Origin of the sequence: Chelativorans multitrophicus (assembly GCF_011317445.1) — a bacterium.
Classification (GTDB): domain Bacteria; phylum Pseudomonadota; class Alphaproteobacteria; order Rhizobiales; family Rhizobiaceae; genus Chelativorans; species Chelativorans multitrophicus.
In genome coordinates, this window is sequence record NZ_JAAAPL010000001.1 from 779924 (window position 1) to 806103 (window position 26180).

The following is a 26180-nucleotide window of genomic DNA, read 5'->3' on the forward strand; positions in this document are numbered from 1 at the left end:
CCGCAAGGAGTTTGAAATGACTGGTCTTCTGGGGCGCGGAGCCCTCGTCAACTGGGGCGGCGTCATTGCCTCCGGCGAACAGGACTACAATGCCTGGCACAGCCTCGAGCACATGCCTGAACGCCTGTCCGTTCCCGGCTTCCGCCGGGGCAGGCGCGCGGTCGCGGTGGACGGCACGCCCGAAACATTGAAATACTTCATGATGTATGAGGCAGTTGATGCCGAGGTCTTCGTCTCCGAGCCCTATCTGGCGCGTCTGAACGATCCGACGCCGTGGACGCAGCGCATCCTGTCGCTCTACCTCGCCCCTTCGCGCACGGTCTGCCGGGTTATCGAAAGCCGGGGCTGCGGCACCGGTGGGTGGCTGGCGACGCTGCAATGGGCGACCGGCAGCGCAGCGGTTCTGGGTGAGACCTCTGCCAGCGCCTTGGTCAAGAAGCTCATCGAGATGACCGGCATTGTCGGCGTCCATGTTCTGAAGGGCGATCCGAAGCTCGGCCAGCAGCCGACCACCGAAAAGAAATTCCGTGAAAGCCAGGGCGAACCGGACCGTACCGTCGCCCTCGCGCTTCTTATCGACGGGCTGTCGCTCGGCGAGACGCAAGCGGCGATGGAAGCAGCACTCGAAGGGCTCGACAACGCGACGCGCGCGGCCTGCGTCGCCACCCTTTATGAAACGCAACACGTTTTGACCAATGCGGACGTGGGCCGGGGCTGAACAGCCCTGCCCGCCATTGCATCAGCGAGAACCTAAATGAAAATTCTGATCACCGGCGGCGGCGGCTTCATCGGAGCCTGGATCGCCAGGAAGCTGCTGGAGGCCGGACACGAAATCCGCGTTTTCGACCTTGTCGACGAACGGCGCATCATGCGCCTGATCGCAGGTGGCGCAATCGCGGACGCGATGGATTGGCGCGTCGGCGATATCGCCGACACGGCAGCGGTTGAGCAGGCCGCGACCGGCTGCGACGGCATCGTCCATCTGGCGGGTCTCCTGACGCCCGCCTGCCGCGCCAATCCGCTGAAGGGCGTGAGCGTCAACCTCGTCGGCACGCTCAACGTCTTCCTCGCCGCGCGCAGGCTCGGCATCGCCCGCGTCATCTACATGAGCAGCGCCGGCGTCTTCGGCCCCGACGGCAGCGGCGAACCACGCCCGGTCACCCATTATGGCAGCTTCAAGCTCGCCTGCGAGAATTCGGCTGCGGCGTTCTGGAATGACGACGGGCTTGCCAGCGTCGGCTTCAGACCTTTCGTCGTCTATGGTCCTGGCCGCGAGGGCGGACTTTCTGCCGGGCCGACGCTCGCCTGCCGGGCGGCGGCGAAGGGTGAAGCCTACACGATACCGTTCACCGGCAGCTTCGACATGATCCATGTCGAGGACGTCGCCGCAGCCTTCGTCATCGCCCTTTCGCTTCCGCCGGCGGGTGCGCGCGTGTTCAACCTGCCCGGCGCCGTAACTTCGTCCGACGAAGTCGTCGCCGCGATCCTGCGCAGCGTATCCGATGCGCGGATCGATGCCTCCGGCGATCCCATGCCGATAGCCTGCCCGGCGCCAGACGGGCTGGCACAGGCGGCACTGCCGGGCTGGAAGCCGCGCGATCTCGACAGCGGCATCGCCGATACGATCGCCTTCTATCGTCAGCACGCGCAGACCTGAAATCAGGAAAAACCATGTCCGAACGTTTCACAGACCAGACCGCGATCATAACCGGCGGCGTGCGTGGCATCGGCCTCGGCATCGCTCGGCGGCTCGCCGATGAAGGCGCACGCATCATTCTCTGGGATATCAATCCGCAGGGCTTCGACGCCCGTACCGCCGGCTTCACGCCCTTCCTCGTCAACGCCGTCAATATTGCCGATCCCCTGTCGGTAGAGGCAGCGGCTCGCCGCGCCATCGCCGACGCCGGCCGGGTCGATATCCTTGTCAACAATGCCGGGGTCAGCGGACCGGTCGCCAATGTCGAGGACTATGCCTTCGACGACTGGCAGAGGGTACTGGCGGTCGATCTGACCGGCGTCTTCCTTTGCTGCCGCGCGTTGCTGCCGCACATGAAGGCCAATCGCTACGGTCGTATCGTCAACGTCGCCTCGATCGCCGGCAAGGAGGGTGTGCCCGGCATTGCAGCCTATTCGGCGGCTAAGCACGGCGTGCTCGGCTTCTCAAAATCGCTCGCCCGCGAACTGGTCGAGACCGGCATCACGGTCAATTGCCTCGCCCCGGTGATGGCGGAAACCGATTTGCTGACGCAGATGACGCCGGAGCATATTGCCGCCAGCAAGGCGAAGATCCCCATGAAGCGGCTCGTCTCCGTGCCCGAGATCGCCGCCATGGCGGCCTTCGTTGCGAGCCGCGATTGCTCGTTCACCACCGGCTTCACCTTCGACGTCTCCGGAGGGCGGGCGGATTACTGAGGCCTAAACAAGGAAGCGCAAGACCATGAAAGCCCATTCCGTCGAGCTCGCGCATCTTACGGCATTAGACCTCGATCCGGCGCGGTTTGCGGCACACGCGGCACAAGCAGGCTTCGACAGCATTTCTCTGCGGATCGCGCCGGTCGCTCCCGGCGCCGTCCATTATCCGCTGCGGGCCGGCAGTCCCGCCCTGCGCGATGCGCGCGCCGCAATTGCGGGCGCGGGGCTGAGCGTGAGCGGCATCGAGATTGTTTCGCTCACCCCCGCTCTCGATGTGACCACAATCGAGCCGATGCTGGCTTGCGGGGCCGAACTCGGAGCGAAAGGTCTATGTGTCACCGGAGACGATCCGGACCGTGTCCGTATCGCCGATACCTTCGCACGGCTCTGCGAACTGGCGATCGGCTTCGGCATCAGCGTCGATCTGGAATTCATGCGCTGGCGGCCGGTCGCCAGGCTTGAAGACGCGATAGGCGTCGTCTCGGCCGCCGGAGCGCCGAACGGCTTTGTCCTGCTCGACGTCCTCCACCTCCACCGTTCCGGCGGCATGCCGGCCCACATCGCGGCTGCCGATCCGGCGCTGTTCCGTTGCGTTCAGCTCTGCGACGCCCATGCGCAAATTCCGCCCCATCTGGATGTCATCGGCGAAGCGCGCGGCGGACGGTTGCCGATCGGCGAAGGCGCGTTGCCGCTTGCACAAATCGTCGCGGCGCTCCCCGGCCATGTCGAGTATGCGGCCGAACTGCCGATTGCGCCCGAAGCCGGAGCTGTCGACGCCCTTGTCCGATCGCGCCAGCGGATCGCCGATCTGATCGGCGCACATGCCCGATGATCACACGCAGGAGGTCCATGCCATGAGAACTTCGATTGCGACTGTTTCCATCAGCGGCGAGTTCGAGGAGAAGCTTGCTGCCATTGCCCGCGCCGGCTTCGACGGCATCGAAATCTTCGAGAACGATCTGCTGGCTTTCGACAGGACGCCGGACGAGGTGGGTCGCATGGTGCGGGACCGTGGGCTGGAGGTAAACCTTTTTCAGCCTTTCCGCGACTTCGAAGGCATGCCGGAGCCTTTCCGCAGCCGCAATTTCGACCGGGCCGAGCGCAAGTTCGACCTGATGTGCGATCTCGGCACCGATCTGATGCTGGTCTGCTCGAACGTCTCACCTGTCTCGCTTGGCGGCATTGACCGTGCCGCCGCCGACCTGCGCGAGCTGGGCGAACGCGCCGCGCGCCGCGGCCTGCGGGTCGGCTACGAGGCGCTTGCCTGGGGCCGCCACATCAACGACCATCGCGACGCTTGGGAGATCGTGCGCCGCGCCGACCACCCGAATGTCGGCATCATCCTCGACAGTTTCCACACGCTGTCGCGCAAGATCGACGTCAATTCCATCCGCGCCATTCCCGGCGACAAGATCTTCATCGTCCAACTGGCCGACGCACCGCTGATCGACATGGACCTGCTCTATTGGAGCCGGCACTTCCGCAACATGCCGGGCGAAGGCGATCTGCCGGTGACCGATTTCATGCGCGCCGTCGCCGCCACCGGCTATGACGGCTATCTGTCGCTCGAAATCTTCAACGACCAGTTCCGCGGCGGTTCGCCGACTGCGATCTCTGTCGATGGCCACCGCTCGCTCGTCTATCTGATGGATCAGGTGGGGCGCAGCGATCCGGATATTGCTATCGCCGTTCCGGACATGCCGCCGCGCGCCGAGGTCACGGCCATCTCTTTCGTCGAATTCGCGGCGGCGAAGGACGACCTGCCCCAACTGGAGGCCCTGCTCGCTTCACTCGGTTTCGCGCCGACCGGCCACCACCGGAGGAAGAGTGTCACGCTCTATCGCCAAGGTGACATCAACCTTGTGATCAATACTGAGGAAAGCGGCTTTCCTAGCTCTTCCTACATGGTCCATGGCGCAAATGCCTATGCAATCGGGTTGAAGGTTGCCGACGCCCGCGCCGCCCATGACCGGGCGATGGCGCTCGGCGCCGAACCGTTCGAGCAGTCGAACGGCCCCGGCGAGGTCACGATTCCTGCAATTCGCGGGCTTGGCGGCGGCGTCATCTATTTCCTGGACGACGGAGAAGAACTCAAAGACATCTGGGAGAAAGAATTCGAATTCCTGCCGGGTGCAACAGCCAGCGCAGCAACCGGGCTGACGCGCATCGATCACGTCGCGCAATCGGTGAAATCCGAGGAGCTGCTGACCTGGCTGCTCTTCTACACGTCGATCCTCGATGCTCATAAGACGCCGATGGTCGACATCATCGATCCGGCTGGCGTTGTGCGAAGCCAAGTCGTGGAAAACGACACGGGCACGCTGCGCATAACGCTGAACGGCGCTGAAAACCGCAAGACGCTCGCCGGCCATTTCATCGCCGAGACCTTCGGTTCGAGCACTCAGCACCTTGCCTTCGAAACCAAGGACATCTTCGCCACCGCCGATGCACTGAAGGAGCACGGCTTCGTTCCGCTGACCATCTCTCCGAACTATTACGGTGACGTCGAGGCCCGCTTCGGTCTCGATCCCGAGCTCACCGAGGCGATCAAGCTGCGCAATATCCTTTATGACCGTGACGAGCACGGCGAATATTTCCAGCTCTATTCGCCAACCTATGGCGAGGGCTTCTTCATCGAAATTGTCGAACGGCGCGGCGGATATCGAGGCTATGGCGCCGCCAATGCCATCTTCCGCATCGCGGCCCTGCGCAAGCACTTGCGCCCCGCTGGCATGCCGCGCCGGTAAGTCCTGTTCGCACGCCGCGACAGGCCGAGAGATTTCGCGATAAGCAAATCCGCCTATTCGCGAAACATCAAGACCGGGATTTTGCACCGGCGGACCATGGCGGTCGTCGTGGAGCCGATCACCAGGCTGCGGATGCGCGAGTGCCCATAGGCACCCATGACCAGAAGCCCGATCCCGTCCGTCTCCACCCGCCGTCCGATCACCTCATCCGGCTCTCCGCTTTCGAGAACAGCGCTAACGGTGAAACCGGCTTGCTCAAGCTGCAGCTTCGGTGCCTCCAGGCGCGAACGATTTTCCGGCGTGTCGGCGCCGACCGTGAGGATCGTACACTTCATCCCCTTCAGGAGCGGGCTTGAGGCCACATATTCCACGGCGCGGTTCGCGCTCCTTCCGCCGTCATAGGCGATCAGGAAGCGATCGAATGGCGCATAGCCGCGAGCAGCGACCAGGACGGGCTTCTTGGCGGCACGAACGACACGCTCGACATTGGAGCCCAGATGCAGCTTGGCAAAATCAGCAGCTTCACCGCGCTTGCCGATGACGATCATCTCGGCATCCGCTTCCAGGTCGGCCAGCATCTCCAGAAGATCGCCATTGCGCAGCTTGGTCGAAACATCCGCCACGCCGGCGGATTGCAGGAGCGTCTTGGCGGCGTCGAGAATGGCGCGGCCCTTCTGCTGCGCGATCTTGCCGTGCTGCGCATCCAAATCGGCCAGTTCCTGCAGGAGCACGCCGCGCTCGTCGGCTTCCAGATTGCCGCTTAAGTCGAAGCTACTCAGAACCCTTCGCCCAAGCACGTGGGCCGCTTCCACGGGCAGGCCGAGCCGTTGTGCGGCCCAGGCGGAAATCCCCGCCACGCTTTCGGCATAAATCGAACCGTCCACCAGCGCGAGTATCTTGGGCATGTTGTTCCTCCTATTGGCTCACGAGACGCTCCAAGGCGTCAGGCTTGTCGTGAATGGCGAGCTTGTCCACCAGCGTGGCGCTCGCCTCGTTCATGCCGACAAGCTCGACCTCCGTGCCCTCGCGGCGGAACTTGAGAACGACCGTGTCTAGCGCTCCCACCCCGGTCAAGTCCCAAATGTGCGCGCGGCTGACATCGATGTGCACCTTTTCAATCGCTTCCCGGAAATCGAAGGATTTCAGGAAGCGCTCGGAAGAAGCGAAGAAGACCTGCCCCTCGACCACATAGGTGCGCTCCTTCTGGTCCTCCGATAGAGAGGAGGTGACACGGAAGATCTGCGCGACCTTGGAAGCGAAGAACAGGCCCGACAGGAGAACGCCGACCAGCACACCGATCGCCAGATTGTGCGTGGCGACCACTGTCACCACCGTAGCGACCATCACCACGGAGGAGCGGCGGGGATGATGCCGCAGGTTTTTGATTGACGCCCAGGAGAAGGTGCCGATCGACACCATGATCATGATGGCGACGAGCGCCGCCATGGGAATGATGGACACCCAATCGCCGAGTCCGACACAGAGGATGAGAAGGAAGACACCGGCGGCGAAGGCCGAGAGCCGGCCACGGCCACCCGATTTCACATTGATGACCGACTGCCCGATCATGGCGCAACCGGCCATGCCGCCGAGGAAACCGGTGGCGAAATTGGCGATACCCTGGCCGACGCATTCGCGGTTCTTGTTGCTTTCCGTGTCGGTGAGCTCATCGACAATGGAAGCCGTCATGAGTGATTCCAGCAGCCCAACCACGGCCACCGCTGCCGAGTAGGGGAAGACAATCCTCAACGTCTCGAAATTCAGCGGCACATCCGGCAGCAGGAAAACCGGAAGTGTGGAGGGCAGTTCGCCCATGTCGCCCACCGTGCGCAGATCCATGCCGAAGAAGAGCGCGATCGCCGTCAGCACGATGATGCAGACGAGCGGAGAAGGCACGGCTTTCGTCACATACGGAAAGAGATAGATGATCGCCAGGCCGCCCGCGACCATCACATAAGTCATCCAGGGGACGCCGATGAGCTCCGGAAGCTGGGCCATAAAGATGAGGATCGCCAGGGCGTTGACGAAACCAGTGATGACCGAGCGCGAGACGAAGCGCATCAGGTCACCCAGACGCAACAGGCCTGCCACGATCTGCAGCACGCCCGCCAGGATGGTCGCCACCAGGAGGTATTGCAGACCATGTTCCTTGACGAGCGTGACCATCAGCACGGCGGTGGCCGCGGTCGCCGCCGAGATCATGCCCGGCCGTCCGCCAGTGAAGGCGATGATCACGGCGATGGAGAACGAGGCATAAAGGCCGACTTTTGGGTCGACCCCGGCGATGATGGAGAAGGCGATCGCTTCGGGAATGAGAGCCAGCGCCACGACGAGACCTGCGAGCAGGTCGCCGCGGATATTGTGGAACCATTCCTCACGATATGTGGAGAGGGTAAGCATGAAACTCCGGAGCGAATAGGAAGCCGTGAGCACAGAAGGCCCGGCGAGAAATGTCAAAGACGAATGAGGTTTGTTGTCCGGCGGGTCGGCGGCCGGAAGAGCCACCCGGAGTTTCACCGGGTCCAGTCGAGTGAGTGCTTATTAGTTTCAGGAATGCTGCATCGCAATAGCAAATCAGCAAGCTCGGCTGAGCGCACCATCGTCCAGGCACTGATTAGGATCGGCAGATATGGGGGAGAACGGACGCTTCAGTACGACGCCTGTTCAAATCCTTCGCTGCGCTAATCTCGGGGATTGCATGGCGGCTCGCCAACGGGCAGCTGGCCCGGTCGTGCCAGAGCCGGGAAAAAACTTCGAAGATCTGCTTTCGAGCAACGCAGAATGAGTCGGCGAAATCGACAGAATTGTCTTGTTAATGCTGGAAAAGACAGGATCGCGCTATTCGCCCACGTCCTGGGGCGACTTGTTGGCTGGGGCGCCAGGATTCGAACCTGGGAATGGCGGTACCAAAAACCGCTGCCTTACCGCTTGGCTACGCCCCACCACCGGCCAAAGCCGACACGGACCGCTCATATATTGCGTTCAACGGGAAGCCGCAACGGGCAAAAACGCGAGCCGTTCTCAAACCGTGTGGACTATACACAATATGTTCCAGCCCGGCCGCAGACACCCTGATGCAAATTTATCGACGGTGAAGGGATTTGCTGCTAGGAGAAAAGCTTTAAAGAATAGAGGTAAGCTTTGATTTATCTGTTTATAAACGTTGTGAGATTGACCGAGGAAACAGCATGCGATTGAGAAGCGTCGTCGAGTGGCTGCACATGCGCTCGCGCCGGACCAAAAGAGCCATGCTGCTGTCTGCAGACGTGGTTGGCCTGATGGCCATCATCTGGCTTGCCTTCTGCTTCCGTTTCAACCAGTTCTTCATTCCCAATCTCGAGCAGACGCTTTTGATCCTGGCTGCGCCGGTCATTGCCATCCCCATCTTCATCCGGATGGGCCTTTACCGGGCGGTTCTGCGGTACCTGCAGGAACAGGCGATATGGACAATGATCCGGGCGGTGACCTTCTCCAGCCTGGCATGGGTTGGGCTCGCCTTCATTACCTTATCCTACGGCGCGGACGGCGTTCCGCGCACGATCGCTGTCCTCTATTGGGCTGGAAGTCTTGTCAGCGTGGTCGGCAGCCGCCTCGGCATCAAATGGCTGCTCAACGGGCGCATCTCTCATGCCGCGCATAAAAAGCGGGTCCTCGTTTATGGCGCTGGGGATGCGGCGATGCAGCTGGCGGAAGCGCTCAGCGCCTCCGGTGACCGTCAGGTCGTCGGCATCGTCAGCGATGATTCCGGCCTGCATGGGATGGAGATCGTCGGCATCCGGGTCTATCCCGCCGAACAGCTCGAAGACCTGGTTCTCGACACGGAGGCGCAGGAGGTCATCATCGCGGCCTCATCGTCGAGCACGCGCCGACGCCGCGAGCTTGTGACGCGGCTGGGCCGGTTCCCGGTGAAAATCCGCGTCCTTCCCTCCATCGCCGACGTGGCCGCGGGGAAATATCTCGTAAGTTATGTCCGCGACATCGATATCGACGACCTTCTGGGCCGCTCACCGGTGCCCGCCGATCCCGAATTGATGCGGTCGAGCATCGATGAGCGCATCATAATGGTGACTGGTGCTGCGGGATCGATCGGCTCAGAGGTGTGCCGCACAATCGCACGCGGGAAGCCGACGAAACTCGTGCTTTTCGAGATGAACGAGCCCGGCCTTTATCAGATCGAGCGGGAGCTGCGGCGATACGGCGCTTTTCCGATCGTGCCCGTGCTCGGTTCGGTCTGCGATGCGCACCTCGTCCGGCAGACGCTGGCCGAACACGGAGTACAGACCGTCTACCACTGCGCTGCCTACAAGCACGTGCCTCTCGTCGAATGCAATCCACTCGAGGGCGTGCGCAACAACGTATTCGGCACCTTGACCCTTGTGGAAGAAGCCTGCGCGGCCGATGTGCGAAACTTCATTCTCATCTCCTCGGACAAGGCGGTGCGGCCCACAAGCGTAATGGGCGCCACCAAGCGCTGGGCGGAGCTGATCGTGCGCTATGTCGGCGAGGAGGCCTGCAAGAAGGAGAAGAACCGCGTCTTCTCTTCCGTGCGTTTCGGAAATGTCATCGGGTCCAGTGGCTCCGTCGTACCGCTCTTCAAAGAGCAGATCGCAGCGGGAGGACCAGTCACGCTCACGCATGACGACATGACACGTTATTTCATGTCGGTGCGCGAGGCTGCGGGGCTGATCGTGCAGGCGGGCGCGCTTTCGCGCAGCGGCGATATTCTCCTCCTCGATATGGGAGAGCCGATCAGGATCCGCCAGCTTGCCGAGGATATGATCATGCTCGCCGGCTTCACCGTTCGAAACGAAGACAATCCCGATGGAGACATCGAGATCGTCACGATCGGGATGCGTGACGGGGAGAAGCTTTACGAGGAGCTTTTCTACGATCCCGCCGGCGTGACCACGACCCGCCACCCCAAGATCCTGCGGGCCGGCCAGCTTGGAACAACCGAACAGATACCGGCAATGATCGCACAGCTTAAACTCGCCGTCGAACATGGCGATGTGACCGCGGTGCGTCAGGTTCTCTTTGGGCTTATCGGCGAAAATGGCCGGCTGGCGCCTGTTCCGAAACTGCCGCCCGTGCCTACGGATGAAAACTTACGGCGCAGGGCGTGAGCGAGGATCAGAAAGCCGCTTTGTCGAACCCCATGCCGACGCTGTCGCAGAAGCAGCGGGCCCGGTGCATCAAGCGCTCGCTCGATCTGGCGATCGCATTGCCGGGCCTTCTCATCGCCGCCCCCGTGATCCTGGCGGCCGGCACCGTTATTCGCGCCACGTCGAACGGCCCTGCCATCCTGGCACAGACCCGCGTGGGCCGGAACGGCTCGCCTTTCCGCTGCTATAAGTTGCGCACCATGTATGTGGACACACCTGCGGTGCCCACCCACGAGGTGCAGCAGAGTGCGGTAACGCCCATCGGGCGCATCCTGCGGAATACGAAACTCGATGAGCTGCCGCAGCTCTGGAACGTGCTCAAGGGCGAAATGAGCCTCGTCGGCCCCCGCCCCTGCCTGCCCAATCAGGATGAGCTTATCCAGCATCGCAAGCGCTTGGGGGTACTGACAGCGCTCCCCGGCATCACCGGGCTTGCCCAGGTGCGCGGCATCGATATGTCGCAGCCGGCGCTGCTTGCCGAAACAGACGCGGAATATCTGCGGGCCTGGTCGCCGCGGCTCGACCTGCAACTGATGCTCAGGACCGTCTGGCGAGAGTCATAAGGGATACGGATACCTGTGTCCAAGCGTGTCGGATGGGTCTTGCGCCCTGCGCACCCCCCTCTGGCCTGCCGGCCATCTCCCCCACAAGGGGGGAGATCATGCTGGCCGCTTGCTCACCGCCCGTTCTGCACCGCCGGCGCTTGGCGAAAACCTCGCGACAGCCGATCTCCCCCCTTGTGGGGGAGATGGCCGGCAGGCCAGAGGGGGGTGCGCAGGGCGCATGAGCGAACAGATGTCTATCGCCAGCGGCCTTCAGCCCTCACACCCGGTTGCGCTTAGCCAGGATCTCTTCCCAACGGAGAGCGTCGCTGACGATCTCCCGGAGATCGTCGTGCTCGGGACGCCAGCCGAGTTCGGCGAAGCAGCGCTCCGCGCTCGCCACAATGGCGACGGCATCGCCGGGCCGCCTGCCGCTCTCGACCACCTTGAAGTCCTTGCCGGAAACCTGCTTCACCGCATCAATGACCTCAAGCACGGAATAACCCCTGCCATAGCCGCAATTGGCAACCAGGCTGCCGCCTCCGCTCCGCAGGCGCTGCAGCGCCAGATAGTGTGCGTTCACCAGATCCGAGACATGGATGTAATCGCGCACGCAGGTGCCGTCAGGCGTGGGATAATCGGTACCGAATACCTCCATGGAGGCCCGCTTCCCCGTGGCGGTCTCGCAGGCCACCTTGATGAGATGGGTTGCTCCCTTCGTGGACTGTCCCGTCCGGCGCTTCGGGTCCGCTCCCGAGACGTTGAAGTAGCGCAAAGCCGTATAGGCGAAATCATGGGCCGCCGCCGTATCGCGCAGCATGATCTCCGTCATCAGCTTGGATGTGCCGTAAGGCGATTCCGGCAGCAAGGGTTCGTCCTCGGTGACCGGGTTCTTTCGCGGCGTGCCGTAGACCGCCGCAGTCGAGGAAAAGATGAAATGCTTGACGCCGCACCGGACGGCGCTTTCGATGAGAGCCCGCGACTTGACGGTATTGTTGAGGTAATAGCCCAGCGGATCGGCCACGGATTCCGGCACGATGATCGAGCCCGCGAAATGGATCACCGCATCCACGTTGCGGCGCTTTATCGTTTCTTCCAGCAGCGCCTGGTCGCCGATATCGCCCACGACGAGTTCGGCGGCTTCGGGCACAGCCCAATCGAAACCGGTGGAGAGCCGGTCGAGCACCACCACCTCTTCGCCATGGTCCAGCAGTTCCCATACCATGTGGCTGCCGATATAGCCGGCGCCGCCCGTTACCAGAACCGTCACGTCTCAGTCCTCAGCTTCAAAAAAGAATGGGCGAGTTTCCTCGCCCATAACTGTTTCATATCCGTTCGAGACGAGGCAAGACCCGCTATCAGCGGAGGAGCCCCAGCCCGCGAAGAGCGGACCAGCCTGCCGGCACCAGGCAGGCGGCCAGCGCCACCTTGATCAGGTCGGGAAGGATGAAGGGCAGGACGCCGAACGTCCAGGCGCCATCGACCCCGATGAGAACGGAAAGCCAGGCAAAGCCAAGCCCGAGCATGGCGACTTCCGCGACCAGCATCGCGCCGAAGAGCTTCACCACATTGCGGTCCCACCCGCGATCGGCCGCGTAACCCGCAATAGCCGCCATCACGGCGAAGCCGACCAGGTAACCGCCCGTGGGCCCGGCCATATAGGCAAGACCGAGGCCCTTTTCCGGCGTGCTCTGGAAGACCGGGAAACCCATCGCACCTTCGGCGAGATAAAGCAGGAGCGTGGCAAGGCCAAGCCGCATGCCGAAACACGCGCCAACCAGGAGCACCGCGAGGGTCTGGAGCGACAGGTCGACGGGTCCAAGGACGACTTTCGTTTTGGCGGAAATGACAAGCAGGAGAGTTCCGGCCAGAACCAGAAAGGCCTGGGTCACCAGCCGCGCCGCGCGCGATTCGGGCATAGCGAGGGAAACGAGCGGGCGGAAAGCGATCACCTGCGACATGGAGGCTCCGTGGATTTGGTTTACCAGAATTCGCGTTCTTCTATAGTCCGTTCCATGATAGGCGGCAACACGCTCCAAAAATGAGGCAACCAGGATGGCGCTCGAGCTCGATACCCGTTTCGAACCGCATTACGGCGAAGCGGTCGAGGTCGCGCCGGGCATCAGGCGCGTTACGGTGCGCAATCCGAGCCCTTTCACTTTTCATGGCACGAATTCCTATATTGTGGGCGGCGGTGGAGCTCTCGCGGTCGTCGATCCGGGTCCCGACGACGCGGAACATCTCGAAACCTTGCTGAAGGCGATCGGCGGCCGGCCAGTGAGCCACATTTTCGTCAGCCACACGCACCGCGATCACTCGCCGCTTGCCGCCAGGCTTGCCGCACTCACCGGGGCCAAGACCCTCGCCGAAGGTCCGCATCGGCCGGCGCGGCCGCTTGCATTGGGCGAGGCGGACCGGCTGGACGCCAGCGCCGACCTCGCCTTTCAGCCGGACATCAGGCTCGCCGACAACGAACTGGTTGAAGGTGATGGCTGGGCGATCAGGTCCATCCACACGCCAGGCCATACCGCAAACCATTCGGTCTTCGCTCTCGAAGGCACGGGCATCGCCTTTTCCGCCGATCACGTGATGGCGTGGTCGACCACCATTGTCGCGCCGCCAGACGGGGCAATGGCCGAATACATGGCTTCACTCGACAGGCTCATGGCCCGGGAAGACCGTCTATACCTTCCGGGCCACGGAGGCCCCGTGCTGAAGCCGCAGCAATTTCTTCGCGGTCTCAAGGCGCACCGGAAGATGCGCGAGCGTGCCATCCTGGAGCGGCTTTCGGCGGGCGACCGCACCATCCCGGAGATCGTCAGGATCATTTACCGCGATACGGACCCTCGCCTGCACGGCGCAGCCGCCTTGTCCGTTCTTGCCCATATCGAGGACCTGATTGCCCAGCAGCGTGTGGAAACAGAAGGGACGCCTGCCCTCGATTCCATTTATATTCCTCGTTAAGGATCCGCCGGCGCCTGCATGCGGGCGTCGAGATCACGCATAAAGCGCTCAATGCGGGTGGCGTTTTCGCCAAGGTCGTGACGGCCGTAACGGGAAGCCGAGCGCATATCGACATAGGTGGATTCGCCGCGATCCTCTATGCGCACCGAAACATCCGATGGAAAGCCAAGCAGATAGGAATAGGCGACCGCATTCAGCACAATATTTTCGCCATCTTCCGTCTCGGCCCGACGCGCGGGCGAAACAATCTGCCAGCCGCGGTCCCGCATGAGCCTCAGCACGTTTTCCACCACATTCTCGCGCGGCTGTTCATAAAGCCGGCCGCTCAGTCCCTCATAGGCTCTTCGCTGGAGCGAAATTGTCTCTTGCGCAGCGGAGGTCACCGGGTTCATGGGCGGCAAACGGGCGGACATTGCAAATTGCAGCGGCGGCGGGCGCGTTGGATCCGTCGAGATGTCGGCCAATGGCGGCTTTGTGAAGTAGTGATAGGCAGACACGCCATAGGGCACCAGAAGGAGGAGTGACAGCAGAGCGCCGACCGCGGCTTCGCTAAGGCCGCCCACCCCGCGCTTCCACATCTGACTGAAAGCAAGCGCGGACACGAGAAGACCCGCCACCGCCAGAAGGAAGCAAAGACCGAGCAGCCAGAGAAATGGAACGGTTTCGAGCAGCCGGAAGCGGTGAGAAAGCGCGGAGGTGAGAAAGAGCACGACCGAGAAGGCCCCCAGCCTTCGCGCCCACGGCGCGGTCGGCGAGACACGTCGCTGCAATATGGCCGGCATGGCACTCCCTCCCCACTCAAACCCGCCGCTTCTTACCGGTTCGGCGGCAAACGGTCAAAGCGCCCGGCTGAAATGCCTTGGATGTGCATCCGCAATTCAGCCGCCTTTTCGAATCATTCCCGTAAGCATACGGAACCTTTCGGTATTTCTTTCATTTTGAATGGCCTTTGGGCGCGGTCGCAGCGATGGTAGGTTATGGCAGCGGATATTGTAGAAGAAGAAAAGCTCTCCCCTCCCTCTCTGGAACTCGTTGAGCTGGAACTGGCGCTTCGACATCAGAATCTTCTGGAACTCGGCTTCGAGGGCGCAGTCCGCCATGCGCTCGAGCAGGTGGGCGGGAAGCTTCTCTTCCGCATGCGCATGGACGGTGTGGCAGGCTATGATTGGCTCGCGGCGGTAGCGCTCGATTCCGACGAGGAGCGCAAGCTTGCGCTGGTTGCGCAGAGCACGGAAGGAGGTCCGCTCCGCGTCGAAGACGCCGAAACAAGCGATACCTCCATCGCCCGTGTCGCCACCGCCTATGCTAATCTGGTGAAAAGCCTCGGCAGGCTTTCCTGACTTCCCGTTCCTACCCCTTGCGGCAGGCGGCCTGAGCCGCCGCCAGGCGCGCGATCGGCACGCGGAAGGGCGAGCAGGACACGTAGTCCAGGCCGACTTCTTCGCAAAAGGCGATCGAGGCTGGATCGCCGCCATGTTCGCCGCAGATTCCGAGCTTGATGCCCTTGCGGGCCGCCCCACCCTTCTCCGCAGCGATTCTCACCAGTGCGCCGACACCGTCCACATCGAGCGTTACGAAGGGATCGTGCTCGATCAAGCCCTTCTTGCGATAGACCTCCAGAAAGCCAGCAGCATCGTCGCGCGAGATGCCGAAGGTGGTCTGCGTCAGATCATTCGTGCCGAAGGAGAAGAACTCCGCCTCACGCGCGATCTCGCCCGCGTTTAGCGCGGCGCGCGGCAGCTCGATCATCGTGCCGACGAGATATTCGATCGCCGCGCCCCGCTCGGCCTGAACCTTTTTGGCCACATCATCGATGATCGCCTTCACGAATGAGAGCTCGGAGGAGATGCCGACGAGAGGCACCATGATCTCCGGCACCACCGGCGAGCCGCTCTTCTCAGCCGCATCAACCGCTGCCTCGAAGATGGCCCGGGCCTGCATTTCCGCAATCTCTGGATAGGAGATCGCAAGACGGCAGCCCCGGTGGCCGAGCATCGGATTGAACTCGTGCAGGCTTTCGGCCTTCTGGCGAAGCTTTTCCCGGTCGACGCCCATCGCCGCCGCGACTTCGCCGATTTCCGCCTCACCATGCGGAAGGAACTCATGCAGAGGCGGATCGAGCAGCCTGATCGTAACGGGCAGGCCCGCCATGATTTCAAACAGTTCCGTGAAATCCGCCCGCTGCATCGGCAAGAGCTTGGCAAGCGCCGCGCGCCTCTGCTCCTCCGTGTCCGACAAGATCATCTCGCGCATGGCAAGAATGCGGTCGCCGTCGAAGAACATGTGCTCGGTCCGGCAAAGGCCGATACCCTCGGCACCGAAGGAGCGCGCGGTGCGCGCATCGGCGGGTGTCTCGGCATTGGAGCGCACCTTCATGCGGCGCAATTCGTCCGCCCAGCCCATCAGGGTGGAGAAATCGCCCGAGAGCTCGGGCTGCTGCATGGGCACCGCCCCTACGAGCACCTGGCCGGTGGACCCGTCAATGGTGATGACGTCGCCACGCTGAAAGCTGCGGCCCATGGAGACCATCGTCCCGGCACGCGTATCGACCCTGAGCGTGCCCGCGCCGGACACGCAGGGCTTTCCCATGCCGCGCGCGACCACCGCGGCATGGCTCGTCATGCCGCCGCGGGTCGTGAGAATCCCTTGAGCGGCGTGCATGCCGTGAATGTCGTCGGGGCTGGTTTCCACGCGGACGAGGATCACCTTCTTTCCCCGCCCCGCCATCTCCTCCGCCTCGTCGGGGGAAAAGACGATCTCGCCCGTGGCCGCGCCGGGAGAGGCGGGCAGACCCACCGCGATGGCGTCGCGTTTGGCGCTCGGATCGATGGTGGGGTGAAGAAGCTGGTCGAGCGAGGCCGGGTCGATGCGGCAGATGGCCTCGGCCTTGGAAATCAGGCCCTCATTGGCCATGTCCACGGCGATCTTGAGCGCTGCCTTGGTGGTGCGCTTGCCGGAACGGGTTTGCAGCATCCAGAGCTTGCCGCGCTCGATGGTGAATTCCAGGTCCTGCATGTCGCGGTAATGCTGCTCCAGCTTTTCCGCGATATCGACGAAAGCCGCGAATGCCTGCGGCATGACCTTTTCGAGCGAGGGCTTATCGGAGCCCGCCTCGCGGCGCGCCGCCTCGGTCAGGCATTGCGGGGTGCGGATTCCGGCCACCACGTCCTCGCCCTGGGCATTCACAAGAAATTCGCCGTAAAGCGCCTTCTCGCCCGTCGAAGGATTGCGCGTAAAGGCCACGCCCGTGGCGGAAGTCTGGCCCATATTGCCGAAAACCATGGCTTGGACGTTCACCGCCGTGCCCCAGCTTTCCGGAATATCGTGCAGCCGGCGATAGGTGATGGCGCGCGGATTCATCCAGCTCGAGAAGACGGCGCTGATCGCACCCCAGAGCTGCTCGTGCGGGTCCTGCGGAAAGGGCCTTCCAAGCTCGCTCTCAACCTTCTCCTTGTAGAGATCCACAACCTCCTTCCAATCCGCGGCGGTAAAATCCGTATCCACGTCATAGCCGCGCCGCGCTTTCTCGTCGGCAAGGATTTCCTCGAAAACCTCATGCTCCACGTCCAGCACCACATTGCCATACATCTGGATGAAGCGGCGGTAGCTGTCATAGGCGAAGCGCTCGTCACTGGATTCAGCCGCCAGCGCCCCCACCGTCTCGTCATTGAGGCCGAGATTGAGCACGGTATCCATCATGCCCGGCATGGACGCGCGCGCGCCGGAACGCACGGAAACCAGGAGCAGCCGGTCGGGATCTCCGAACCGGCGGCCGGCGATGCGGCCCACCTCGTCCAATGCCGCGTTAACCTGCGCTTCCAATTCGGCAGGATAGGCGCGGCCATTGGCATAATAATGGGTGCAGACTTCGGTCGTGATGGTAAAGCCCGGCGGAACCGGCAGGCCCAGACTGCACATCTCGGCCAGATTGGCGCCCTTGCCGCCCAGAAGATTCCTGTCCGAGGCCCTGCCCTCGGCCTTACCGTCGCCAAAGCTGTAGACCCATTTGGTCATGACACCCCCTGGTGAATTTCGCGGCATACCGCACCGCAACAAGAGCGGTAGCGGCCACCGGCAAATCTGGCAAGGCATCGCCGGCAGCTCTGTGTCTACTCAATCGATTTTTTTTGTTCCCGGTGCGGCCTTGACCGGGGCTGGCGCGCGCGACAATATGAGAACATAAAGTGAACGACTGGAGGATTCCATTATGCGCGAGACCGGCAAGCTCGATTATCTGGAAATGCCCGCGACAGGCGGCAGGCTCGACAATGTCAAAGCCTTTTACGCCAATGCGTTTTCCTGGACCTTCACTGACTACGGTCCAAGCTATTCCTCTTTCAGTGAAGGGCTCGACGGCGGTTTCTACGGCAGCCCGATGGAAGGGACGGACAAGCCCCTGCCGGTGCTCTATTCGGACGCGCTGGAGGAGACGCTCAAGCGGGTGGAGGAAGCCGGAGGACGGATCGTAAAGCCGATCTTCTCGTTCCCCGGCGGGCGGCGCTTCCATTTTGTCGATCCTGCGGGCAACGAGCTTGCCGTCTGGAGCGAGAAATAGGGCTATGGCGCCGCTTCCGGCAGCTTGGAAAGAATTTTCCGCAGGCCGCCGGTGGCGAGCGCCACATCCGGCGCGTTCTGAAGCGCGATCAGGTAGCGTAGGCGGAATTCGCTGTCCTCACCTTCCTCCTCGCCCAGAAGGCGGGCAACCTCGCCGCGGAACGGCAGAAGATCCTCGACGGATGAGATTTCGCCATCCGCCAGCATCTCATCCAGCCGCACTATGAGCTGGGAAAGGCCGCTGGTCCATGCGAAACGCGGGTCGCCGATGACGGCAAAGAGCAGCGTGTAGGGATTCTGCAGCGTCGGGTCGTCTCCCGCTTCCGCGAGGATGAGCGCACGGTGGAATGCTTTCAAGGCCAGCGAAAGCTCACCGGCGAGCGCCGGCACCATGCTGTTTGGTTCTTCCACGTTCTGCTCCTTTCGCCATCAGCCGCGTGCGCGTCGTGGAGACGTTTGCCGCAACAAATAACTATGCGTCGGCCTTCAGCCAAATAGCCGCGGTCAGCGCTTGGAGCGCAGAAGCCGGTCGTCCAATCAGGGTGACAGGCGGAACGCCCCTCGCTGAAGGGCCGCTATAACCTCTTCTAGCATTTGCTCGCGATCAAGTCCCGCGGTTGAAAGGACGTGCCGCTCCAGTTCACCGAGCGATGAGAACTGCTGATGGAGCGCCGTGATTGCTTCGGGATCCGTCAGAGTTTCACCGCCACGATCGCGGCATCGCCGAATGGCGGTTTCGAGCGGTGGTCGAAGAACGGCATAGTGAAGAGGCACATCCAGCCCCTTGAATGGCTCCAGGAACCAAGGTCCGATGATGCCGTCCAGAACGACGAAGTAACCGCCCCTGGCATATCCCTCCGCTACTCTCGCGAGAACATCGACTACGACGCCATTCTGTTTGTGGGCCTCGGGCAGATAGGGAGCGATCGCGCCATTTTTGATGTAATGCCAGAAATCGTCGGCATGAAGATGCACCTTCGGCGAGCCGGCCTGGATTGCGAGTGCCTGCGCGGTCGTTGTTTTCCCTGAGCCGGGCGGTCCGCTCAAGATCAGGACTTCACCCGCTTTCATCTGATCTCTCCGACACAGCGCCGCGTATGTGCGCAGCTACGGCCATGGCACACTGGGTTAACTAGCCTCGCGCAGGCGCTCCGCGGTCTGCAGGTCGACCGAGACGAGCTGGCTCACCCCCTGCTCCGCCATGGTGACGCCGAAGAGGCGATTCATGCGCGCCATGGTGATGGGATTGTGCGTGATGATGACGAAGCGGGTTTCGGTCGAGGCCGCCATCTCATCCATCAAGTTGCAGAAACGCTCCACATTGTGATCATCGAGCGGCGCGTCCACCTCGTCGAGAACGCAGATCGGCGCGGGATTGGTGAGGAAGACGGCAAAGATCAGGGCCATGGCGGTCAGCGCCTGCTCGCCGCCGGAAAGAAGCGTCATTGTCTGCGGCCGCTTGCCCGGCGGGCGGGCGAGAATTTCGAGCCCGGCTTCCAGCGGATCGTCGGACTCGATCAGTTGCAGCTCCGCCGTGCCGCCACCGAAGAGATGCGTGAACAGGCGCCGGAACTGGGTATTCACCACGTCGAAGGCGGCAAGCAGGCGCTCGCGCCCCTCGCGGTTCAGGTTCTGGATGGCCTGGCGCAGCTTGCGGATGGCCTCGATCACATCCTCGCGTTCCGAGACAATGGTGTTCAGCCGCTCCGAAAGCTCGTTCTGCTCCTCCTCGGCGCGCAGGTTCACGGCGCCCAGCCTCTCGCGCTCGATCTTCAGCCGCTCCAGCCGCTTTTCTATTTCGGCAGCGTCGGGAAGCGGATCGTCCGGCTTGAGCTCGGCCTGGCGGATGACGAGATGCGGGGGCACGCCAAGCGCCTCCTGAATGCGCGCTTCCGCCTCTCTCCGGCGCTCCTCCGCAGCCGCTTCGCGCTCTTCCGCGCGCGCCCTGTTTTCTCTAGCAGAAGCAAGGGCTTGAATCGCTTCATTCGCCTTTTTGTCGAGATCCGCCTGCCGGTTCTCCGCTTCCTGCAAACGGTCGGCGGCGGCCTTGCGCAGGGCTTCCGCTTCCGAAATCTGCGTCAGCAGCGAGCGGCCGCGCACCTCCATCTCGTCCGGCGCCTCCATGAGCGCTTCAAGCTCGGCGGCTGCCTCCGCGCGCCGCTCGCCCAGAGCCGTGATCTGCCGGTCCGCGTTTTCGGCGCGGGCGGCCCAGCGGCTGCGCTCCTCCGCGATTCCCGCCAGCCGGCGCTGCCGGGCGTCAGCCTCGCGCTTGACCCCCTCATGGGCGGCGCGAGCCTCCGCGGCTTTCGCCCTTGCCGAAGCGACCTCGGCGGTGGTCTGTTCGAGCCGGGCCTGCAGATCGGCCATATCCGGCGCCGTGGCGAAAGCTGCCTCGGCCTCGGCCACTGCGTTTACCGCCTCCTCATATTCTTCCGCGAGCCGGTGGCGCGCATCCTCAAGCGCCGTCCGGCGGCTCGCTAGCTCTCCGGACGCTTTTTCCGCGACGGCGAGCGCGTCCCGGGCGGCGGCGACGGCACGCTGGATCTCGCGCAGGCGTTCCCGCGCCTCGCGCTCCGCCTCGGTGCCGTTCTTCACTGAGGTCTCGGCCTGGGAAAGAGCCTCCTCGACGGCGCGAAGCTTGCGCGTGGCCTCGACGGCCTGGCTGTCAAGCTCGGCAAGCCGGTTCTTCTGGGCCAATCTCTGCGCGGCGGCGGTAGGCGCATCAGCACTCGCCATGAACCCATCCCAGCGCCACAGCACGCCCTCGCGGCTTACCAGACGCTGGCCAGGCTTGAGCTCCTTTTGAAGGCGCGCGCCGTCGCCCGCATCGACAATGCCGATCTGGGCAAGCCGGCGCGCAAGCTGGCGCGGGGCGCGCACCACTTCGCTGAGAGCGCGAACGCCGGCGGGCAGAGCCGGATCGTCGCCGGCGGGCTCCACGTCACCCCAATGGGCTGGCGCTGCCGGATCGAGGGGCGCGTCCAGATCCTCGCCAAGAGCGGCGCCCAGCGCCGTCTCGAAGCCGCGCTCCACCTGCACCTGCTCCAGAACGGCGGGAAAGAGATCGTTGCCGCCGGCATTCAGGATGCTGGCGAGCGTGCGCGCCTCCGTCTCGATGCGTTGCAGCTCTGCTCGTGCCTCGGCAAGCGGCGGGCGGGCGGCAGCTTCCGCCATACGCGCATCGGCAACCGCCTGCTCGGCGAGCGCCACGGCCTCTTCCGCCGCCTCCTGGGCGGCTGTCGTCTCCTCCAGTTCCAGGCGTCTTTCCACCGGGTCGGGAAGCCGTCCGATCTCGACCGCGATTTCGGAAAGCTGACGGTCCGCGGCTTCCAGCTGGCGCATGAGGCGGTCGCGCCGCTCGGCGCCTTCGCGGAGGGCGCGCTCGGCCTGCGACCGGATGGCCGCGGCCTCAGCCCTGGCAGCCGTAAGAGTCGTCAAGGATTCTTCGTGGGCGGCAAGTTCCGCGGCGGCCTCCGCGACAGCTTCGGCAATCGCGGCCTCCCGCTCTTCGCCGCCGGCCTCAGCCTCGCGCAGGCTCTCCGCCTCCACTTCCAGCCGCTCAAGGACATCCGCATTGTCGCGGATCATCTGCTCCTCGCGGGCGGCGTCCGCATCGAGCTGCTCGACGCGCTTGGTCAGTTCCGCCACGCGGCCCCGAATGCGGCGGGCCTCTTCCTCCATCTGCGTGCGGGCGATGGTGAGGCGCTGGAGAGTGGCCGCGGCGGCGGCTTCCGCCTCGCGCAGCTCCGGCAGCCGCCGGGCCGAGATCGCCTGTTCCTTCGCCGCTTCCATCTGCGCGCTCGCGCGCTCGGCCACCATCGCAGTAGCCTGGGAGAGGGCAGACTTCGCCTCCGCTTCCTGCTCCTTCGCCTGGGTCCAGCGGAGATGGAGGAGAATGGCTTCCGACTTGCGGATATCGGCCGAGATGTTCTTGAAGCGGGCGGCCTGGCGGGACTGGCGCTTCAGACTCTCGATCTGCGTTTCGAGCTCGCGCACCACATCATCGAGCCGTTCGAGGTTCTGTTCCGCCCCGCGCAGCCGCAGCTCCGCCTCATGGCGGCGCGTGTGCAGGCCGGAAATGCCAGCCGCCTCCTCGAGCAATGCGCGGCGGGCCTGGGGCTTTGCCTGGATCAATTCGCCGATGCGCCCCTGCCCGACCATGGAGGGCGAGCGCGCGCCGGTCGACTGGTCGGCAAAGAGGAGCTGCACGTCGCGGGCGCGCGCCTCCTTGCCATTGATGCGGTAGACGGAGCCCGCCTCGCGCTCGATGCGGCGGGAAACCTGCAGCTCGTCAGCATCGTTGAAGGCGGGCGGCGCGGTGCGGTCGGCATTATCAAGGAAAAGGGTGACTTCCGCCGTGTTGCGGGCGGGCCGGGTGGCGGAACCGGAGAAAATCACATCGTCCATCCCGGAGGCGCGCATATTCTTGTATGAGCTTTCGCCCATCACCCAGCGCAGCGCCTCGACGAGATTGGACTTTCCGCAGCCATTCGGCCCGACGACGCCCGTCAGGCCCGGCTCGATCACGAACTCGCCCGGCTCGACGAAGGATTTAAAGCCGAGAAGGCGAAGCTTCGTGAACTTCATGCCCGCGCACCCATGCGCGCGGGCGGACCACCGCTATCGGCTACATCAAAGCAGAGGATCGATAATCGCCGACATCTGCTCAATCGACAATGCTCCCGGATACTTCTTCCCGTTAATGAAGAAGGTGGGCGTCGAATCCACGCCAAACTCCGCGCCACGCGCGCGCACTGCTCTCACATCGTCCAGAAGTTTCTGGTTCGTCAAGCAAGCCTCGAAGGACTCCTGTGTAAAACCGGCAAGTTTGGCGATGTTGAGGAGCGCGGTGCGGGCATCTTGCACCGCGGCCCAGCTCTGCTGCTGCTTGAACAGCACATCGATCATGGGAAAATAATTGCTCTCGGAGCAGCGGGCGAGCATGAAGCCTGCCTCGGCGCGGGGATCGAAGGGAAATTCCCGCAGGATAAAACGCACCTTGCCCGTATCGACATATTTCTCCTTGAGAGCCGGGTAGGTCTCTTCATGGAAATGAGCGCAGTGCGGACAGGTCATCGACGCGTATTCGACGATGGTCACCGGCGCATCGGCCGGCCCTTGCGCCTGTTCCGGCAGGGCACCCGGCTCAAGCAGCTTAGCCATATCGACACTGCCTTCAGGCTCCGGCGCGGTGGCTGAGGTGGTAATCTCGTCCGCCTGAGCCTGCTCCCCTTCGTTGTTGCTGCATGCAGCAAGCAAGGAAACTGCCGGAATGGCGGCCACCGACATCAGAAAGCGCCTGCGCGTCGTCGTTTCAATCATGCGAATCACCTGGTCTCCTGCATTCCCTGCCGTCATAGATGGGGCTGGATCCGATCTGAAATAAGATATTTCGATTTCACCGCCAAAGCATAATTTTCGAGAGTGCGCTCACGACTTTGCGAGCGGCGGCTTCTTCGCCGAGGCCAGGATGCTGGCGCCGAGCCTTTCCAGGCTTTCCCGCAGGCCGGGATCATCAATCCCGCTCGTCAGGCTTTCGATCCTCCTGCGCTCGGCCTCGGCTAACGGCCGCAGGGCCTTCTTCCTGCTAGGCGTGGCTGGAGAAACCGGCTTCTGCACGATCTTTACGCGGCCGATCGCCGCAAAGCCGAGGAAAGAATTGGCGCGGGAGATGATCTCGCCCGTCTCGTGCTGCACGTGAAGCGCTGCCGGCCCCTCGCAGGCGATGACGAGGGTGGCGGGCTCGAAGGGATCGTCCTCATGAAGCCTGCGCGGCCAGGCGATCTTTTCCGGCCGGGTGCGGGAGGCGAGCCTTTCGCCGACGATTTCCGGCCAGGACTGGACGAGGTCGACAGACAGGCCGGCCCGGCGGCGGAGCACCGGGTCGAGCAAGGCGCTGGCGAGATCGCTCACCGGTATGGGATTGCCTGGGCGCATCTTCCCTGTCATGTGCTTTACCTCGGTGGAAACGCAAACCTAACGCATTGCGCCCGAATATGACACAGCGAATGACGGCGGAACGAAGGCCGGCAGCGGATGAGACCTCATTCGCCGAAGACCTTCTCCTCTGGTATGACCGGCACCATCGCCGCCTTCCCTGGCGCATGCCGCCCGCAATGATCCGGGGTGGGGAGCGGCCCGATCCCTACAGCGTCTGGCTGTCGGAGATCATGCTGCAGCAGACGACCGTGAGCGCGGTGAAACCCTATTTCGAAAAGTTCCTTGCGCGCTGGCCGACCGTCGAGGCGCTGGCAGCCGCTGAAACCGACGACGTCATGAAGGCCTGGGCGGGCCTCGGCTATTATTCGCGGGCACGCAACCTGAAGAAATGCGCCGAGGCGGTGGCGGAGCGGCACGGCGGCCGGTTTCCCGCCACCGAAGCCGGCCTGAAGGACTTGCCCGGCATCGGCGACTATACGGCGGCGGCCATCGCGGCGATCGCCTTCAACCGCCCGGCCGCGGTGGTAGACGGCAATGTGGAGCGCGTGGTCACCCGGCTCAAGGCAATCGAGACGCCGCTTCCCGCCGCCAAGCCGGAGATCCGCAACGTGGTGGAAGCGCTGCTGCCGCAAGCGCGGCCCGGCGATTTCGCGCAGGCGATGATGGATCTGGGCGCCACGATCTGCACGCCGCGCCGGCCCTCCTGCATCCTTTGCCCGGTCGGCGAGCACTGTATGGCTCGCGCCCTCAAGGCGCAGGAGCGGTTCCCGATCAAGGCCGCCAAGGCGGACAAGCCGCTGCGGCAAGGCGCGGCATTCGTCGCGGTGCGCGCGGACGGTTCGGTTCTCCTGCGGCAGCGGCCGGAAAAAGGCCTGCTCGGCGGCATGACCGAGGTGCCGACCAGCGCCTGGACCGCCCGGCAGGATGGAGAGAGCACCAGGGCAGCGGCCCCCTTCCCCGGCAGTTGGACGAGCTGCGGCGCGATCACGCATGTCTTCACCCATTTTGCCCTCAATCTTTCCGTATTCCGGGCAGAAGTCCCGGATTTTGAAGCGCCCTCGGGCCATTGGTGGTCGGCACCGCGCGAATTGCGCGGGGAAGCGCTGCCGACCGTCATGAAAAAAGCGATCGAGGCCGCTATACCCGGCGCGACAAAGACAAGGAGACAAGACGCCCGATGAGCGAAATCCGCCACATCGTCTTCGATATCGGCAAGGTTCTGATCCATTACGACCCGGAGATCCCTTATTCGCGGCTCATTCCCGATGCGCAAGAGCGACGCTGGTTCTTCGACAATGTCTGCACCCATGACTGGAACCTGGAGCAGGACCGCGGCCGAACGTGGGAAGACGCGGAAGCAATGCTGATTGCGCTTCATCCCGTGCATGAGGAGAACATCCGCGCCTTCCGGCGTTGCTGGCATGAAATGGTGTCGCATTCTTACGAGGATACCGTCGCGATCCTGGAAGACCTTATCGAAGCCGGCCATGATGTGACGATGCTGACCAATTTCGCTGGCGATACCTTCATGGAAGCGCGGCAGCGCTTTCCCTTCCTCAACAAGCCGCGCGGGGTGACCGTCTCGGGCGATATCAGGCTGATCAAGCCGGATCTGGAAATCTACGAGCACCACGCGGCAAGCTTCGGGCTGGAGCCTGCGGCGACGCTCTTTATCGACGACAACGCCGCCAATGTGGCCGGGGCCGAGGCAGCCGGGTGGCAGGCCGTGCAGTTCGAAAGCGCGGAAAAGCTAAAGAAGGATTTGAGGCGGTTTGCCGTGGAGGTTTGAGAGTGGCGGCGTATCGAGGCTCCCCCTCTCTTGCGATTTCTAACACTTAGCCTGCGCGCTGCTTCGGCTA

Annotated in this window: 23 protein-coding genes, 1 tRNA gene and 1 other annotated feature; of the genes, 12 read left to right on the forward strand and 12 right to left on the reverse strand. The window is 63.3% G+C overall.

Annotation, left to right across the window (positions count from 1 at the left end; genetic code table 11):
- Positions 1-16 precede the first annotated feature (16 nt).
- From GNP00_RS03875 to GNP00_RS03895, 5 genes are read left to right on the forward strand one after another with little or no spacing between them, the layout of a single operon-like run.
- A complete protein-coding gene (locus tag GNP00_RS03875; protein ID WP_011580129.1) occupies positions 17-718 on the forward strand; it encodes a hypothetical protein in 702 nt (233 codons plus the stop codon).
- 36 nt (positions 719-754) lie between these two features.
- Positions 755-1657, forward strand: a complete 903-nt coding sequence (locus tag GNP00_RS03880) for an NAD-dependent epimerase/dehydratase family protein (protein WP_011580128.1) — start codon at positions 755-757, stop codon at positions 1655-1657.
- A 14-nt stretch (positions 1658-1671) separates the two neighbouring features.
- On the forward strand, positions 1672-2412 hold the full coding sequence (locus GNP00_RS03885; RefSeq protein ID WP_011580127.1) for an SDR family NAD(P)-dependent oxidoreductase: 741 nt from the start codon (positions 1672-1674) through the stop codon (positions 2410-2412).
- Positions 2413-2437: 25 nt separating this feature from the next.
- Entirely contained in the window at positions 2438-3244 is an 807-nt protein-coding gene (locus GNP00_RS03890; RefSeq protein ID WP_011580126.1) for a sugar phosphate isomerase/epimerase family protein, read from the forward strand.
- A gap of 22 nt (positions 3245-3266) precedes the next feature.
- A complete protein-coding gene (locus GNP00_RS03895) occupies positions 3267-5159 on the forward strand; it encodes a bifunctional sugar phosphate isomerase/epimerase/4-hydroxyphenylpyruvate dioxygenase family protein (RefSeq protein ID WP_011580125.1) in 1893 nt (630 codons plus the stop codon).
- Between the two features lie 53 nt (positions 5160-5212).
- Here the strand turns inward: GNP00_RS03895 and GNP00_RS03900 are convergent, their stop codons facing one another.
- The 3 genes from GNP00_RS03900 to GNP00_RS03910 all read right to left on the reverse strand — a co-directional run bounded on the left by GNP00_RS03900 (position 5213) and on the right by GNP00_RS03910 (position 8101).
- Positions 5213-6064: a universal stress protein gene (locus tag GNP00_RS03900; RefSeq protein WP_011580124.1), complete on the reverse strand. Its 852-nt coding sequence runs from the start codon at positions 6062-6064 to the stop codon at positions 5213-5215.
- A gap of 10 nt (positions 6065-6074) precedes the next feature.
- Positions 6075-7559: a SulP family inorganic anion transporter gene (locus GNP00_RS03905; protein ID WP_011580123.1), complete on the reverse strand. Its 1485-nt coding sequence runs from the start codon at positions 7557-7559 to the stop codon at positions 6075-6077.
- Positions 7560-7630: 71 nt separating this feature from the next.
- Positions 7631-7686: a sequence feature (sul1 is cis-regulatory element that is thought to sense ions involved in sulfur or methionine metabolism; They are found in Alphaproteobacteria), on the reverse strand.
- A 340-nt stretch (positions 7687-8026) separates the two neighbouring features.
- Positions 8027-8101: transfer RNA gene (locus GNP00_RS03910), tRNA-Gln, on the reverse strand.
- Positions 8102-8347: 246 nt separating this feature from the next.
- Between GNP00_RS03910 and GNP00_RS03915 the strand changes: the two genes are divergently transcribed.
- Positions 8348-10282, forward strand: a complete 1935-nt coding sequence (locus GNP00_RS03915; protein WP_166015726.1) for a polysaccharide biosynthesis protein — start codon at positions 8348-8350, stop codon at positions 10280-10282.
- A 32-nt stretch (positions 10283-10314) separates the two neighbouring features.
- Positions 10315-10884, forward strand: a complete 570-nt coding sequence (locus GNP00_RS03920) for a sugar transferase (RefSeq protein ID WP_011580121.1) — start codon at positions 10315-10317, stop codon at positions 10882-10884.
- A gap of 259 nt (positions 10885-11143) precedes the next feature.
- Here GNP00_RS03920 and galE read toward each other — a convergent pair whose 3' ends face one another.
- Positions 11144-12133, reverse strand: coding sequence for a UDP-glucose 4-epimerase GalE (galE, locus tag GNP00_RS03925; protein ID WP_011580120.1), 990 nt, complete (start codon positions 12131-12133; stop codon positions 11144-11146).
- Between the two features lie 88 nt (positions 12134-12221).
- On the reverse strand, positions 12222-12824 hold the full coding sequence (locus GNP00_RS03930; protein ID WP_011580119.1) for a biotin transporter BioY: 603 nt from the start codon (positions 12822-12824) through the stop codon (positions 12222-12224).
- A 94-nt stretch (positions 12825-12918) separates the two neighbouring features.
- On the opposite strand from GNP00_RS03930, the gene GNP00_RS03935 reads away from it, so the two are divergent.
- Positions 12919-13827, forward strand: coding sequence for an MBL fold metallo-hydrolase (locus tag GNP00_RS03935; RefSeq protein ID WP_011580118.1), 909 nt, complete (start codon positions 12919-12921; stop codon positions 13825-13827).
- Here the strand turns inward: GNP00_RS03935 and GNP00_RS03940 are convergent.
- The gene (locus GNP00_RS03940) at positions 13824-14609 is read right to left on the reverse strand and encodes a DUF1499 domain-containing protein (protein WP_011580117.1); all 786 of its coding nucleotides are present in this window, start codon (positions 14607-14609) and stop codon (positions 13824-13826) included. The genes GNP00_RS03935 and GNP00_RS03940 overlap by 4 nt on opposite strands.
- A 195-nt stretch (positions 14610-14804) precedes the next feature.
- On the opposite strand from GNP00_RS03940, the gene GNP00_RS03945 reads away from it, so the two are divergent.
- Complete coding sequence (locus GNP00_RS03945) at positions 14805-15167, forward strand: hypothetical protein (protein ID WP_011580116.1); 363 nt, start codon at positions 14805-14807, stop codon at positions 15165-15167.
- 10 nt (positions 15168-15177) lie between these two features.
- On the opposite strand, the gene ppdK is transcribed toward GNP00_RS03945, so the two are convergent.
- Entirely contained in the window at positions 15178-17841 is a 2664-nt protein-coding gene (gene ppdK / locus GNP00_RS03950) for a pyruvate, phosphate dikinase (protein WP_011580115.1), read from the reverse strand.
- A gap of 193 nt (positions 17842-18034) precedes the next feature.
- Here ppdK and GNP00_RS03955 point away from each other — a divergent pair, with 193 nt between their 5' ends.
- Positions 18035-18382, forward strand: coding sequence for a VOC family protein (locus GNP00_RS03955; RefSeq protein ID WP_011580114.1), 348 nt, complete (start codon positions 18035-18037; stop codon positions 18380-18382).
- A 2-nt stretch (positions 18383-18384) separates the two neighbouring features.
- On the opposite strand, the gene GNP00_RS03960 is transcribed toward GNP00_RS03955, so the two are convergent.
- From GNP00_RS03960 to GNP00_RS03980, 5 genes are all read right to left on the reverse strand, one after another.
- Complete coding sequence (locus tag GNP00_RS03960) at positions 18385-18792, reverse strand: hypothetical protein (protein WP_011580113.1); 408 nt, start codon at positions 18790-18792, stop codon at positions 18385-18387.
- A gap of 126 nt (positions 18793-18918) precedes the next feature.
- Positions 18919-19452, reverse strand: coding sequence for an ATP-binding protein (locus tag GNP00_RS03965; RefSeq protein WP_011580112.1), 534 nt, complete (start codon positions 19450-19452; stop codon positions 18919-18921).
- A 57-nt stretch (positions 19453-19509) separates the two neighbouring features.
- Entirely contained in the window at positions 19510-22968 is a 3459-nt protein-coding gene (gene smc, locus GNP00_RS03970) for a chromosome segregation protein SMC (protein ID WP_011580111.1), read from the reverse strand.
- A gap of 45 nt (positions 22969-23013) precedes the next feature.
- Positions 23014-23703: a DsbA family protein gene (locus GNP00_RS03975; RefSeq protein WP_011580110.1), complete on the reverse strand. Its 690-nt coding sequence runs from the start codon at positions 23701-23703 to the stop codon at positions 23014-23016.
- Between the two features lie 108 nt (positions 23704-23811).
- Complete coding sequence (locus GNP00_RS03980; protein ID WP_011580109.1) at positions 23812-24330, reverse strand: DUF721 domain-containing protein; 519 nt, start codon at positions 24328-24330, stop codon at positions 23812-23814.
- A gap of 59 nt (positions 24331-24389) precedes the next feature.
- On the opposite strand from GNP00_RS03980, the gene mutY reads away from it, so the two are divergent.
- Both mutY and GNP00_RS03990 read left to right on the forward strand, forming a co-directional pair.
- Positions 24390-25502 (forward strand): A/G-specific adenine glycosylase, encoded by a 1113-nt coding sequence (mutY, locus tag GNP00_RS03985; protein WP_041545114.1) that lies wholly within the window; start codon positions 24390-24392, stop codon positions 25500-25502.
- Positions 25499-26110: an HAD-IA family hydrolase gene (locus GNP00_RS03990; protein ID WP_011580107.1), complete on the forward strand. Its 612-nt coding sequence runs from the start codon at positions 25499-25501 to the stop codon at positions 26108-26110. Before mutY ends, GNP00_RS03990 begins: the two co-directional genes overlap by 4 nt.
- Positions 26111-26180: the final 70 nt, after the last annotated feature.